Source organism: Aliirhizobium cellulosilyticum (genome assembly GCF_014198105.1).
Classification (GTDB): Bacteria; Pseudomonadota; Alphaproteobacteria; order Rhizobiales; family Rhizobiaceae; genus Neorhizobium; species Neorhizobium cellulosilyticum.
This window is the reverse complement of the sequence record NZ_JACIGW010000004.1, coordinates 232,618-246,171: the sequence shown is the minus strand read 5'-3', so window position 1 is coordinate 246,171 and position 13,554 is coordinate 232,618. Positions and strand designations below refer to the sequence as shown.

Annotated in this window: 11 protein-coding genes; 4 read left to right on the top strand and 7 right to left on the bottom strand. The window is 59.1% G+C overall.

Annotated elements, in window-relative coordinates; all coding sequences use genetic code 11:
* Positions 1-16: 16 nt before the first annotated feature.
* From GGE33_RS18335 to GGE33_RS18325, 3 genes are all read left to right on the top strand, one after another.
* A complete protein-coding gene (locus tag GGE33_RS18335) occupies positions 17-1,384 on the top strand; it encodes a TIGR00366 family protein (RefSeq protein WP_148146968.1) in 1,368 nt (455 codons plus the stop codon).
* Between the two features lie 76 nt (positions 1,385-1,460).
* Complete coding sequence (locus tag GGE33_RS18330) at positions 1,461-2,633, top strand: acetyl-CoA C-acetyltransferase (protein WP_183826265.1); 1,173 nt, start codon at positions 1,461-1,463, stop codon at positions 2,631-2,633.
* Positions 2,634-2,944: 311 nt separating this feature from the next.
* Positions 2,945-3,421: a hypothetical protein gene (locus tag GGE33_RS18325; RefSeq protein ID WP_183826261.1), complete on the top strand. Its 477-nt coding sequence runs from the start codon at positions 2,945-2,947 to the stop codon at positions 3,419-3,421.
* Positions 3,422-3,457: 36 nt separating this feature from the next.
* Here GGE33_RS18325 and GGE33_RS18320 read toward each other — a convergent pair whose 3' ends face one another.
* The 7 genes from GGE33_RS18320 to GGE33_RS18290 all read right to left on the bottom strand — a co-directional run bounded on the left by GGE33_RS18320 (position 3,458) and on the right by GGE33_RS18290 (position 11,537).
* A complete protein-coding gene (locus GGE33_RS18320) occupies positions 3,458-5,305 on the bottom strand; it encodes a DUF2264 domain-containing protein (RefSeq protein WP_183826258.1) in 1,848 nt (615 codons plus the stop codon).
* 80 nt (positions 5,306-5,385) lie between these two features.
* Positions 5,386-6,666 carry an ABC transporter substrate-binding protein gene (locus GGE33_RS18315; protein ID WP_183826255.1) on the bottom strand — a complete coding sequence of 427 codons (1,281 nt, stop codon included), beginning with the start codon at positions 6,664-6,666 and terminating at the stop codon, positions 5,386-5,388.
* Between the two features lie 31 nt (positions 6,667-6,697).
* Positions 6,698-7,429 carry a DUF624 domain-containing protein gene (locus tag GGE33_RS18310; RefSeq protein WP_183826252.1) on the bottom strand — a complete coding sequence of 244 codons (732 nt, stop codon included), beginning with the start codon at positions 7,427-7,429 and terminating at the stop codon, positions 6,698-6,700.
* A 24-nt stretch (positions 7,430-7,453) separates the two neighbouring features.
* Positions 7,454-8,563, bottom strand: a complete 1,110-nt coding sequence (locus GGE33_RS18305; protein ID WP_148146979.1) for an ABC transporter ATP-binding protein — start codon at positions 8,561-8,563, stop codon at positions 7,454-7,456.
* Positions 8,564-8,575: 12 nt separating this feature from the next.
* Positions 8,576-9,748: a glycoside hydrolase family 88 protein gene (locus tag GGE33_RS18300; protein ID WP_183826249.1), complete on the bottom strand. Its 1,173-nt coding sequence runs from the start codon at positions 9,746-9,748 to the stop codon at positions 8,576-8,578.
* A 4-nt stretch (positions 9,749-9,752) separates the two neighbouring features.
* Complete coding sequence (locus GGE33_RS18295; RefSeq protein ID WP_183826246.1) at positions 9,753-10,589, bottom strand: carbohydrate ABC transporter permease; 837 nt, start codon at positions 10,587-10,589, stop codon at positions 9,753-9,755.
* Positions 10,590-10,592: 3 nt separating this feature from the next.
* Positions 10,593-11,537 (bottom strand): carbohydrate ABC transporter permease, encoded by a 945-nt coding sequence (locus tag GGE33_RS18290; protein WP_394353672.1) that lies wholly within the window; start codon positions 11,535-11,537, stop codon positions 10,593-10,595.
* A gap of 222 nt (positions 11,538-11,759) precedes the next feature.
* Here GGE33_RS18290 and GGE33_RS18285 point away from each other — a divergent pair, with 222 nt between their 5' ends.
* Complete coding sequence (locus GGE33_RS18285) at positions 11,760-13,547, top strand: heparinase II/III domain-containing protein (protein WP_183826242.1); 1,788 nt, start codon at positions 11,760-11,762, stop codon at positions 13,545-13,547.
* The last annotated feature ends 7 nt before the right edge of the window (positions 13,548-13,554 follow it).

Sequence of the window (13,554 nt, the reverse complement as noted above, 5' to 3'; positions counted from 1 at the left end):
CAGAAAGAGATAAATCATGTCGTCCGTTCCCAGCGGGGAAACGAGCGCGAGCCGTTTCAACCCCATTCACGCCCTGACAAAGGGCCTTTCAAGCCTTGTAAGCCGTTACCTACCTGATCCACTGGTCTTTGCCATTCTCCTGACGATCATCACGTTCGCCCTTGGCGTCTTCCTGACGCAGTCCTCTGTGCTCGACATGGTGAATATGTGGGGCGACGGTTTCTGGAACCTTCTGGCATTCTCGATGCAGATGGCTTTGGTTCTGGTGACCGGCCATGCCCTAGCCAGTTCCGATCCCATCCACAAACTGATGGTGAAGCTGTCCTCCATTGCAAAGACACCGCGCCAGGGCGTCATGCTGGTCGTGTTTGCCTCGAGCGTTGCCTGCGTCATCAACTGGGGCTTCGGTCTGGTTGTCGGCGCCATGTTCGCCCGTCAGGTAGCGCGTCGTATTCCCGCAGCAGATTATCGCCTGCTGATTGCGTCGGCCTATATCGGCTTCATGACCTGGCACGGCGGCCTTTCGGCCTCTGTTCCGCTGGTCGCCGCCACTCCGGGCAATCCAATGGAGAAGTCGGTCGGTCTCATCCCGATTTCCGACACGATCTTCACCGGCTACAACATCTTCATCACAGTCGCCCTTATCGTCGTCCTGCCGTTCCTGTGCCGCTTCATGCACCCTGCCGAAAAGGATGTCGTCGCAATCGATCCCAAGCTCCTGAAGCCGGAAGAATCGACGAAACGTGTTCTGGGGCCGGATGCCACCTTTGCGGAACGCCTGGAAGAAAGCCGCGTCTTCGTCTGGATCGTTGCTGCGCTCGGTATTGTTTATCTGGTTCAGTATTTCCAGAGCCATGGCTTCAACATGACGGTCAACATCGTCAACCTGATCATGGTGATTGCCGGCTTGCTGCTGCACCAGACCCCGATGGCATATGCTCGCGCCATCAGCAATGCCGCCCGCGGAACGGCAGGGATCATGATCCAGTTCCCGTTCTATGCCGGCATTCAGATGATGATGGAGCATTCCGGTCTGGGTGGTCTGATCACCAACTGGTTCGTTGAAATAGCCAACAAGGACACATTCCCGGTTCTGGCATTCCTGTCGTCCGGCTTCATCAACTTTGCCGTACCTTCCGGTGGCGGACACTGGGTCGTTCAGGGTCCCTTCATCATGCCGGCGGCACAGGCTCTCGGCGTGGACAAGGGCATGGCCGCCATGGCGATCGCCTATGGCGAAGAGTGGATGAACATGGCTCAGCCCTTCTGGGCACTGCCGGCACTTGCAATCGCTGGACTCGGGGTCCGCGACATCATGGGCTATTGCGTGACCGCACTCATCGTCACGCTGCCGATCTTCCTTATAGGCCTCTACTGCTTCTGACATCAGCGCGCGCCGGCAAACCCCGGCGCGCCTGTTTCTCCTTTTGAAAATGGCCCAAAGTGCCGGAGTAAAAACCATGACCAATATCGTAATCGTTTCAGCCGCCCGCACTGCGATCGGCAAGTTCATGGGTGGGCTTTCCACCCTTCCCGCAAGCGAGCTTGGCTCGATCGTCATCCGCGAAGCTCTCGAACGGGCCAAGCTTGAAGCCTCCGCCGTTTCCGATGTCGTGCTCGGCCATGTGCTGAGCGCCGGCCAGGGCCAGAACACCGCCCGCCAGGCAGCCGTTGCCGCCGGCATCCCGATGAGCGCCACGGCACTCACCATCAACCAGGTCTGCGGCTCGGGCCTGCGTGCCGTCGCACTCGGCGCCCAGTCGATCCTTGCCGGCGACGCCGATGTGGTCGTTGCCGGCGGCCAGGAGAACATGAGCCTTGCCCCGCATGCCGCCGTGTTGCGCACCGGCATCAAGATGGGCCCGGCCGAGTTCGTCGATACGATGATCAAGGACGGATTGTGGGATGCCTTCAACGACTACCACATGGGCATCACCGCCGAAAACGTGGCGACCAAATACGCACTGACCCGTGAGGAACAAGATGCATTCGCACTCGCCTCGCAGACAAAGGCTGCCGCAGCAATTGCGGACGGTCGGTTCAAGGCGGAGATCGTGCCGGTGACGATCAAGACCCGCAAGGGTGACATCATTGTCGATACCGACGAGAACCCGCGCGCCACGACGCTCGACGTTTTGGCCGGACTCAAGCCCGCCTTCAAGAAGGACGGCACGGTGACGGCCGGTAATGCCTCGGGTCTCAACGACGGTGCTGCCGCCGTGGTGCTGATGCGCGAAGAGGAAGCTGCCCGCCGTGGTCTCACCCCGCTTGCCCGGATCGCCTCGTTTGCAACGATGGGTGTCGATGCGGCCATCATGGGCACCGGTCCTATCCCCGCCTCGCGCAAGGCGCTGGAACGGGCCGGCTGGACAATCAACGATCTCGATCTGATCGAGGCCAACGAGGCGTTTGCGGCACAGGCGCTGTCGGTCAGCAAAGAACTCGGCTGGGATCCCGCCAAGGTCAATGTCAATGGCGGCGCGATCGCCATCGGCCATCCGATCGGGGCTTCCGGTGCACGTGTCCTCGTCACGCTGCTGCATGCGCTGAAGGCCCGCAACGCCAAGAAGGGTCTCGCAACGCTGTGCATCGGCGGCGGCATGGGCATCGCGCTTTGCGTCGAAGCGTTCTGATCTCGTTTGGTCAGCGGCTGTTCCCCAAGGCCGTTGATCATCTCGCAGGCGTCTCTCCTCAGCGTCCCCGCGGGATATGTACCGGGCAACTCGATTTGGTAGGGTTGCCCGGTGCATCTGACCTCTGAGGGAAATACCTGCAGAAGTGGCTGGCGATTGGCTGAGCATATCGTCGTCGCCGTCTTCACACCCAAGTGTGTGGCTATTCAGCCCAATTTGCCTACGGGCTATTGCCTGTTTGCGAGAGATGCTTATCTCCGGGACATGGAGACAATCTCGATTACACAAGGCTCGATGACACAGGTGAAGTGATGGCTTTGGCCGCAGCCGTCGCGATCCTGTTGGTGGGGTTGCTGTTTCTCTTTAATCGACGCGCCGCCTATCCAGCATTGGCGCTGGTGGCGATCATCGGCGTCACTGTTGCTGTCGCAACTGCGCTGCAACCTTCAACACGCCAGAACACCAGGGAAGCGGTTACGGCAAAAGCGTCGGTAGACCCGGCCACTTGCACCGACCCGTCAAAACCCGTCGCGATCGAATTTCTCAATGGCAATGATGCGTCGGTTCAGCGGGTATCCTTCAGCCTCCTGGGGCGTCTGAAAGGACATTCGTCGGTCACCTATCGCGGCTTTATGCGGGACGATACGATCATCGAGCCGGGTCAGACTGTCGTCACCTGCCATGGCCTGCTTCCGCTCGGCTTCGCCTCGCCAAGACCAGCGATCATTACCCCCGAAGACTATAATTGGTTCGTCGATATCTCGCTGGTCGATTTTTCGGCGCATTAGTCTCCCCAGGCGGAAATCCGGGGAGACTGGTTTCGGTCAGTCGCCGAACACCGGCACGGCAATTCCTTCGTTGCGGAAAAGCTGCTCCAACTCCTGTATGTCGGGGCATTTCGGCGGGTTCTGCAACAGGTCCGCACCGAAATCGGCCTTCGGCAATGCGACGGCCGCCGTTGCAAGCACCGTCGTTCCGGTGGCGATCTCGCCGCGAAGCTGAGGAACCAGCGTCTTGGCGTGGATGAGATTGCTGTTGGCAATGGCGCTGATGGCGGTGCCGTTGCGCCTGAAGGCCGGCGACAGGTCGAAAATAGCGCTGCTATCCGTTTGGCCGTGCCATACGGCCTGCCCTTGGGATTGTTCTGCGATATCGACATTGAAGTCGGCCCGCGGGATAGCAAAGCCGCCTTCGCTGGTCTGCAGCGGGCGCTGTGTCACGATACGGTGCAAGCGGATATGCCAGGGATTGGCCGGCAGCAGCCAGGTCTCGACCGTAACATCTCCCCATGGCTTCCAGCGGGAATAGAGCTTGTCGCCGGCAATCAACGCCTCCTCCAGCGTCTCGCGCATACGGAAATGCACGCCATCGTCGGAAAGACCCAGCAGGCCATCGAAGCTTGCGGCAACAAAGTGTCGGTCGTTGAGTTCGATGTTGAAGCCATATCGCGTCGAATAGACGAATTTCGAATATTTCTCGTTTGCGCCGAGCATCTTGTCATGGCTCTGGCCGGAGGAAAGGATGACCGTGTTGCCGGGCGTGTGCATGGCCACCATGCCGGCTTCCTTCAGCGGCACCGGATCGACAAATTCGGGAGCATCGGTCTCCTCCGCCGCCCAGAACGGATGATCGGCGGAAAGCGCCAGCGGCAGGAAGAATTTCAGCGCCCAGTAGGGCGAGCCGGCGGAGTTATAGCTCTCGCTCATCATCAGGTTCGGATAGCCGTAGCCGATGGAGAGCACACCATCGCGCTCGGCGATCGGAAGCTCCGACCACCAGCGGATATGGCGCATGTAATAGCCCTTGATCTCGCTCCACGGCAGAGCCTCGACACCCGCAAAGGCGAGCGCACCCCAGATGCCGCCGCAGGCAAAGCGATAGGTCTGGCTGCGGCCGAAGGCGAGTGCTGCGCCGTCCGGTCCGAACCAGTGGCGGATATCCCTGGCAAACACATGTGCGCGCTCGCGATACGCGGCCGCTCTCTTCGCGTCGTGCTTGGCAATGACGGAATAGATCAGTGCATAGAAATGCAGGGCGAAGGGCACGTAATGGTCGGCGCGCTTCACCGGCCCGTCGCGATACCAGCCTTCACCAAGCCGGAACGCTTCGACCTCATCGAGATATTTTTCGGTCAGCGAGCGGTCGAAATCGATACCGGCGCGTGTTAGCCCCAGGTCGATCAGAACACGGAAGAATTTCCAGTTGTTGTCGACGAATTCCTTGTCGCGCGCCGAAATCAGATAGGCGGCAATCCTCTTCTTCTGGGCTTCGTTCAGCGGCTCCCAGATGAATTGCGGCACCATGGCAATGGCAAAGCCGATCGCCGCAAGCTCCACCTGCCGCTGGTCGGTGCGGGAAACATCGCCCCAATATTCCGGGTGGGAGGGATCCGTGCCGTTTGCCAGACCGCGCCGATAAAGCTCCCAATGTGGAAAGTCGTATCCGCCTGCGGCGAGCGGCACGATGCCCCAGAGCGGTCGGGCAAAACCTTCGAGATCGGCTGCGGCACGGTCGAAATGGGCGCCGGTTGCGCTGAGGCGCACGCGCGCGCCACCCTCGGAAAAGTAGGGAAGCAGCGGCTTGAACAGATCCATCACCGCTTTCGCGATGTCATCGCGCGTCTTGAGGGGATTGCCATGAAGCGGATTGGCGCGGGCGGGATCGTAGATCATCGGTCTTCCATTCAATCGGGCATGTGTTCGGTCAAAAGAAAACCCCGCGGCAACCAAGGTCACCGCGGGGGCAGGGAGTGTTACTTGATGGCCTTCACGCCATCGGTCATTTCCTTCAGACCGTCGTCGATCGAGATATTGTCGGTCATCAACGAGTCATGCGCACGGTTGAGGATGACCTCGATACGGGCTGCATTCGGCGTCACGGCCATTTCCAGATAGGACTTGCCGGGTTCCAATGCCGCCTTGCTGGTCGAGTCCTGCGGGAAGCCGTCGAGCGAGGCGATCTTGGCCGTCACTTCCGGCGTACGCACCGTCGGGATCGTGCCGGTCGATGCGATGATCGAGGCGCCTTCCGCACTTGTGACGAACTTGATGAAATCGAGAACCGCTTCCTTGTGGGTGGAATTACTGTTCACCGAAAGGCCGGAGATCTGTGCTGCGGTCGTGCCGGCAACAACACCTTCCGGATGCGGGAACTTGACGATACCCCAGTTCTTGCTCTTCGATTCACCCGACTTGACCTTGGCGATCTGCGTGCCGACGAACCATGTGCCCATCGGCAGCATGCCGATCGTGCCGTTGAAGAACGGACCCGAATAATGGGTGTTCGAGGTCTTCAGCGTTGCATAAGACGGGACGACGCCGTCCTTCTGCAGTTTGAGCGCACGCTCGTACCAGGGCTTCAGGAAGGAATAATCCGGGCCAGCCAGCGTGTTCTTGCCGTCTTGAATACCGGCCAGTTGAACCGTGGAGCGCCAGGTATGCAGAAGCGCACCATAGGTCTTGTTGACACCCATGCCGCCGGCGAGCTTGGTCGCCGTCTCGTCGAACTGTGCCCAGGTCATGTCATTGGTCGGGTACGGCACGCCGGCTTTGTCAAAGATGTCCTTGTTATAATAGACGACCCAGAAGTCCGAGCGGAACGGCAGCGAATAGATCTTGCCGTCTACCGTCATTTCTTCGGCCAGACCGCCGAAGGAGGCCGGGTCGATATTGGCTTCTTTCATGTAGGCCGAAAGATCCATGATCGAACCGGCGCGGATGAGGTTCGTGTAATTCGGCACGTCCTTGACAGTGACGATGTCGATGTCCTTCGAACCGCCAGCGAGCTGCGTGGCGATCATCTGCTGATAGTCCTGCGAGCCGAGGTCGATATGCTCGAACTTCACATTGGGTTTCTTGGCCTGATAGGCTTCGATCAGCGGCTTGTAATAGGCAACCTTGTCCCAGTCCCACAGCGCCCAGCGCAGCGTGACGGCGTCACCGGATTGCGCGAGCGCCGCACCTGCGGTGGAAGCCGCAAGGGCCAGGCCCGCCAGAGCGAGCTTCATGCCTCTCCCGAAAGTCTCCAAATACATCCTGTTTCTCCTTCCCTGGATTGTCTCTGGTTCAGATATGCTTTGCGGCTGCCGCCTCCGCCTGGAGGTTGGGCTGTGTCGCAACAGGCAGGGCAAGCACCATCATGGCGGCGCGGTGCGCCGCAAAGGTGATGGCAAACATGCCGATAGAAAAATTGAGTGTTGCCGGCATGAACACCGACACGGGATAAAATGCGATATGGGCGAGCCACAGGCCCGCCACGAAAAGCAGCGCCGCCATCACCGGCAATGGCCTGATGATCGAAGCGATAGCCGAAAGCTGCAACAGCGTTTTGGCCGGCATATCGCGCATCACCATCAGCACCAGTAGATGGCAGGCCATGAGGCTGAGGAAAACGGTCACGACAAAGGCAATCGCCAGCGGCACCGCCATCATCAGGTTATCGCGCGCTGCCGAGGCGTAGGTGCCGATTGCGTAGACGCCCAGACCGATGGCAACGGCAAAAAGCAGCCCCCAGATAGTCGCGCGCCAAAAATAGCGGCGCAGAGCCTCGAGGAAATCGCGCAGCAGATAAGTGTTGCGGTCCTCCACAAAGGCTACGCAGACAAAGGCCATGGCTGCGAGTGCGGCAGGCAGCGGGATGATAAGAAGGGCGGCCAGAATGAACAGGATGTTCAACTTGAGCATTTCCCACCATTCACGGGCAAATGTCTGGCCGAAAAGGGCAAGGCCGGTCTTTTTCGGCGCATTCTTCGGAATGCCCGGCCCTTCCTTCGTCCACATGTCCCGCAGCCACTGCATGGCCTTCCTCCAGACTCGATCTCCTCAATAGAGGATCGAGCGTTCCGTTTCCTTGTCGAACAGCTGCATATTGGTCGTATCGACAACCAGCTTTGCCGTTTCGCCCGTCTTCGCCTTGAAGCGCGGCGAGACACGAACGGTCATCGCCTTGTTTCCGGCGGTGATGTTGAGATGAATCTCGGACCCCATCGGTTCTGCAAGATCGACCACGGCGTCGAACGGCGCGATGTTGTCCGGGTTGATGTCGCCCGGCGCCAGTTCGTGAAAGTTTTCCGGGCGAATGCCGACGATGACTTCCTTGCCTTCATAAGGGGCGATGCGGGCCTTGTCGAAGCTTGCCGGGATCGGCAGCACGCGGCCATCGAACACGGCGACATAACCTTCGCCGCGCTTCTCGATCTTCGAAGGCAGCATGTTCATCTGCGGTGCACCTATGAAGCCGGCCACGAACATGTTGATCGGGCGATCATAGAGGTTCTGCGGCGTATCGACCTGCTGGATATGGCCGTCGGCCATGACGACGATACGGTCGGCCATGGTCATGGCTTCGATCTGGTCGTGGGTCACATAGATGAAGGTCGAGTTCAGCCGCTTGTGCAGCTTGGTGATCTCGGCGCGCATCGTGCCGCGCAGTTTTGCGTCGAGGTTGGAGAGCGGCTCGTCGAGCAGGAACACTTCGGGATTGCGCACCATGGCGCGGCCCAGCGCCACGCGCTGCCGCTGGCCGCCGGAAAGCGCCTTGGGCTTGCGGTTCAGAAGATGCGTGATGTCGAGGATTTTTGCCGCTTCCTGCACCTTCTGGTCGATGACCTCACGCGAGGCTTTCCTGAGCTGAAGGCCGAACGCCATGTTCTTGTAGACAGTCATATGCGGGTAAAGCGCATAGTTCTGGAACACCATGGCGATGTCGCGGTCCTTGGACGGCACGTCGTTGACCACATCGCCACCGATGATCAGTTCGCCGCCGGAGATTTCCTCGAGACCTGCGATCATGCGCAGCGTCGTGGATTTGCCGCAACCGGACGGGCCGACCAGAATGATGAATTCCTTGTCGGCGATTTCCAGATCGATATCATGAACAACGGTCAGTGCACCGTAGGTCTTGTTCAATTTCTTCAGTGAAATGCTGGCCATCGGTTTACTCTCTCACCAGTATGAAGACCACGAACGCGACAGGCGCGTCAGGGCTTCCATGTAATAATAGTCACCCCACGACACGCACTCGTCGACGCCTTCGCCGCGGCAGGTGTTATAGGGGGATTTTTTGGAATAGGTGCCGTGCAGGACCAACCCGTTCGAAATCGCGGGATCTTTCACGGCGTAATGATCGGCAAGGCTTTTGATCATCCGGCGGGCGAGATCGCGGTAACGATCGGCCGCCTCGCCACCGACAAGATCCGCCATTTCCAGAAGACCGCAGGCAACGATCGAGGCCGCCGACGTGTCGCGCGGTTCGTTGTCGCCGTCGGAAAACACCATGTCCCAATAGGGCACCATGTCCGCCGGAAGCTTGTTCAGGTAGAAGGCCAGAAGCCGGTCGAACGTGTCGCGATATTCGTCGATGCGTTCGTAACGATAGGAAAACGCCATGCCGGCTACGCCCCAGGCCTGACCGCGCGCCCAGAAACTGTCGTCTGCATAACCCTGTTTGGTGGCGCCGCGCACAGGCGCGCCGGTCTCCGGGTCCATATAGAATGTGTGGTAAGTGGAATCATCCGGCCGCACAGAGTTTTTCAGTGTCGTGCGAGCATGGATCAGCGCGATATCGCGGTATTTCTGGTCGCCGGTCTGTTCGGTTGCCCAATAGAGCAGCGGCAGGTTCAGCAGGCAATCGATAATGTAGCGGTATTCCTCCGCCACGCCCTTGCGGCCCCAGGCCTGAATGAACTGGCCGATCGGCTGGTAACGCTCGATCAGCTGGTCGGCGGCCAGCAGCGCTGCCTTGCGACCATCCTCATCCCCCACCAGTTTCCATGCGGCGATGCAGGAAGGCGAGTAGAGGAAGCCCATGTCGTGGTGGTCGGTTTCGATGCGGTTTTCGATTCGGTGCAGAAAGCTCTGCACCTGGATCTGCGCCGCATACTGAAAGGTCTTGTCGCCGGTATGCTCGAAGGCCAGCCAGATTTCGCCCGGCCAGAAACCGGCAGTCCACTGGTTGTTGGCAACGGGCGGATAGAAGTTGTTCACGCTCGAATGGTTCTGGGCGCTGTAGGTAAATTCCGGCAGATTGCGACGGATCTGCGCCACAGCGACGTCAAGAGCGGCTTTCACCTCTTCATCGGTAATCGGCTGCGGAGCGATGGAGGAAACGGCGTTCATGAACTTAACCCTTCAGACCGGAGGATGCGACGCCTTCGACGAAGAAGCGCTGCAGCGACAGGAAGACGATCAGGACCGGGATCAGCGCCACCACGGAGGCGGCCATGATCAGCCCGTATTCGGCCGAATATTGCGAGATGAACATGCGCAGGCCGATCTGGATGGTCTTCAACTCGGTCTTGGTCAGGTAGATCATCGGCCCGAGAAAATCGTTCCAGGTGGTGACGAAGGTGAAGATCGTCAGCGTGGAAAGCGCCGGCTTGGAGAGCGGCAGCATGATCTTTGCCCAGATCTGGTATTCGTTCATGCCGTCGATACGGGCTGCTTCGCAAAGCTCGGTCGGGATCGACATGTAGAACTGGCGCATCAGGAACACGCCGAAGGCGGTGAAGGCCTGAAGGCAGATCAGCGCCAGGTGCGTGTTGTTGAAGCCGAACTCGCGCATCAGTAGGAACTGCGGCACCATGTAGACCTGCCATGGCATGGCGATGGTGGCGATATAGCCCAGGAACAGCGCGTTCTTGTAGGGGAAGTCCAGCTTGGCAAAGGCATAGGCCGCGAAGCTTGAGGTGAACAGCTGCATCAGCGTGACGATGATCGTCAGCTTGGATGTGTTGTAAATGAACAGCGCCAGCGGGATCTTTGTCCAGATATCGACGTAGTTCTGCCACTGCGGGTTGGACGGGATCCATTCGATCGGGAAGACGAAGACTTCGCTGCTCAGTTTCAGCGAGGCCGACAGCATCCATGCGAAGGGAAGCAGCATGATTATGGTGATCAGGATCACCGTCACATAGATGGCGGCGAGTTTCCCGGTGAGTTTCTGGCCGGCAATACGCATGGCTCAGTCCTCCTTCTGGCGGCGGAACTGGATGACGGTGATACCCAGCACGAGGAAGAACAGGACGAGCGCGATCATGCTGGAATAACCGAGATCCCAGGAGACGAATGCCTCGTTATAGATGTGATAGACGAGTACGAGGGTCGAGGTGCCGGGACCGCCCTGCGTGATCATGTAGATCTGGTCGAACACCTTGAAGGACTGGATGGTCAGCATCACGGTGACGAAGAAGGTCGTCGGACCGAGCTGCGGTACGGTGACGTAAAGGAATTTCTGCCAGGCATTGGCGCCGTCCAGATCGGCGGCCTCATAAAGTTCGGAATTGATGCCCTGCAGGCCGGCCAGATAGATGACCATGAAATAGCCCATGCTCTTCCACACGCCGAACAGGATGACGGTGACCATCGCCCAGTGGCGGTCGGCGGCCCAGCCCGGCATATCCTTCGGGTCAAGCCCGAGCGTGTAGAGAAGCATGTTCACCGGCCCCATTTCGGGGTTGAAGATCATGTTCCAGACGACGGCCACAGCCACCAGCGAGGCGACGTAGGGGAAAAACATCGCGGTGCGGAAAAAGTCGCGACCGAGGATTTTCTGGTTCAGAAGGATGGCAAGACCGAGCGCGCAGGCAAGCGTCGCTGGCACTGAGACCACCGTATAGATGATCGTGTTCCAGAAGGCGGCGATAAACGCCTTGTCCTCGAAAAGTCGCCAGAAATTGTCAAGGCCAGCAAAGGTCATGGCATTGCTGCCGTCCCAGTGCATGAAGGCCAACACGAAGGCGAACAGGATCGGGCCAAGCGTGAAGACGGCAAAGCCTAGGAAATTCGGGGCAATGAAGGAATAGGCGACGAGCGCGTCCTGCACCCTGCGACGACGTCTGGACACGACCTTGCGTCGTCTCGTCACGATCGGCGTATCGCCGGCGGCAATGGTAGAGTTAGCCATCATACTCCTCCGAGAAAAGATGCCGCAGACAACGCTTCTTCGTGAGCCTATCCGCAGATGCACGGCAAAAAATTGATCTGCCTTCCGTGCCTCCTCCCACGATCGACATATCATATCCACGACATTGGTCAAACAACTTCTAAATGGATAATATGAATTCTGTAGAAAAGCCAAAATACATATGATAGGCGATGTCTCACGCGGTTTTGATGGCAGGAGGAAGCGATGTTTCGCGAGGCTGCAGCGCACATCCCTTCGGTTTTCCCAGAATTTCTCCCCGGTGCTCGGTTTGATGATCGAAATGCATGGCGGGGCGTCGCCGATGAATTGAAGGCGCATGTGCTCAAGGATGCCGAAGCGGCATCCGGTCGCAGATGGTCGGTGATCAGGGCGGAGGACTACCGGCAGTTTTCGATTACCGGCAACAGGGCGGATTTCGAGGCCCTGTATTTCTCCCGTCGGCGGATGCTGAACGATCTTGTGCTTGGCGAACTGGTCGAGGGCGCAGGCCGCTTTTTGCCGTCGATCGTCGATGGCGTCATTTTGATCTGTGAGGAAAGCGGCTGGCAGCTTCCGGCGCATAATTCCTATGAGCGCGGCGGTGTGCGCCATCCCCTTCCGGATGTCGAGCGTCCGGTCATCGATCTTTTCGCTGCCGAAACCGGTGCATTGCTCGCCACCGCGGCGGCGCTGCTTGGCGGACCGCTGGATGAGGTCAGCCCCGTTGTCCGACGCCGCATCGAGCATGAAGTGCATGTTCGAATTCTCGCCCCCTATCTCGGGACTCATTTTTGGTGGATGGGCAACGGTGCGGAGCGCATGAACAACTGGACAGCCTGGATTACCCAGAACGTTCTCCTCGCGACCTTCAGCCTCGATACCGATGATGAATTGAAGCGCCGTGTCGTGGAAAAGGCGCTCGGCAGTCTCGACTGTTTCATCAAGGATTATGCCGAAGACGGCGCCTGCGAGGAGGGCGTTGTTTACTACCGGCACGCCGCCCTTTGCATGTTCGGCGCGATGACGATCCTCGACACCGTCGCGCCCGGCTGCATGACGTCGCTCTGGGCAAAGCCCAAGATCCGCAACATGGCGGAATACATTCTCCATATGCATGTGGACGGCCGCTATTATTTCAATTTCGCCGATTCCGCTGCCGTCATTGACCCCTGCACAGCTCGCGAATACCTGTTCGGCAAGGCTGTCGGATCGGATGCGCTGGCGGCCTTTGCCGTAAGGGACCGCGCGGTGAGCAAGGCGCCGCATCTGCCGGAAGAATGGAACCTCTGGTATCGCGTTCAGGAACTGCTGACCAAGGTGCAACTGCCTGCAGGGGACGTGCTTCCCGCCGCGGATGCGTCCTATCCCGGCATCGGCCTCTACATCGCCCGTGACGATCGCTTCGCGCTTGCGGTCAAGGGTGGAAACAACGGCGAAAGCCACAATCACAATGATGTCGGCAGCGTCACGCTCTACAAGAACGGCCAGCCGTTCCTGATCGATGTCGGGGTCGAGACCTATACGGCGAGGACGTTTTCGTCCCGGCGCTACGAGATCTGGACGATGCAGTCCGTCTTTCACAATCTTCCGACATTCGGTGGTGTGATGCAGTCGGACGGCGCGGCCTTTGCCGCGCGCGACATGCAGGCGGAATTTTCGGCCGAAGTTGCGGAGATCTCGCTCGATATCGCCGCTGCCTATCCGCAAGAGGCAAGGCTGCGCGCCTATCGCCGCAACGTTTCTCTGCGCCGCGGCCATGGTGTGGAGATCGCCGATGTCCACGATGGAGACTTGCCCGCTGTCCTGTCGCTGATGACCCGCGATGAGCCGGTCCTTCGCGGCGGTTCGGTTCGTGTGGGCGAATTGGGCCGCATCGAGATCGAGGGGGGCGGGGAAGTCGATATCGAGGCGATCGAGATCGACGATGCTCGCCTGGCGATTTCATGGCCCTCGAAAATTTATCGGCTGCGCATTCCGCTTGTCGGCAAGCAGCTGAAATTGCAGATCGTCTGAGGAGGAC

Coding starts and splice junctions, on each gene's coding strand:
- GGE33_RS18335 (WP_148146968.1), top strand. CDS start 17: ATGTCGTCCGTTCCCAGCGGGGAAACGAGCGCGAGCCGTTTCAACCCC.
- GGE33_RS18330 (WP_183826265.1), top strand. CDS start 1,461: ATGACCAATATCGTAATCGTTTCAGCCGCCCGCACTGCGATCGGCAAG.
- GGE33_RS18325 (WP_183826261.1), top strand. CDS start 2,945: ATGGCTTTGGCCGCAGCCGTCGCGATCCTGTTGGTGGGGTTGCTGTTT.
- GGE33_RS18320 (WP_183826258.1), bottom strand. CDS start 5,305: ATGATCTACGATCCCGCCCGCGCCAATCCGCTTCATGGCAATCCCCTC.
- GGE33_RS18315 (WP_183826255.1), bottom strand. CDS start 6,666: ATGTATTTGGAGACTTTCGGGAGAGGCATGAAGCTCGCTCTGGCGGGC.
- GGE33_RS18310 (WP_183826252.1), bottom strand. CDS start 7,429: ATGCAGTGGCTGCGGGACATGTGGACGAAGGAAGGGCCGGGCATTCCG.
- GGE33_RS18305 (WP_148146979.1), bottom strand. CDS start 8,563: ATGGCCAGCATTTCACTGAAGAAATTGAACAAGACCTACGGTGCACTG.
- GGE33_RS18300 (WP_183826249.1), bottom strand. CDS start 9,748: ATGAACGCCGTTTCCTCCATCGCTCCGCAGCCGATTACCGATGAAGAG.
- GGE33_RS18295 (WP_183826246.1), bottom strand. CDS start 10,589: ATGCGTATTGCCGGCCAGAAACTCACCGGGAAACTCGCCGCCATCTAT.
- GGE33_RS18290 (WP_394353672.1), bottom strand. CDS start 11,537: ATGATGGCTAACTCTACCATTGCCGCCGGCGATACGCCGATCGTGACG.
- GGE33_RS18285 (WP_183826242.1), top strand. CDS start 11,760: ATGTTTCGCGAGGCTGCAGCGCACATCCCTTCGGTTTTCCCAGAATTT.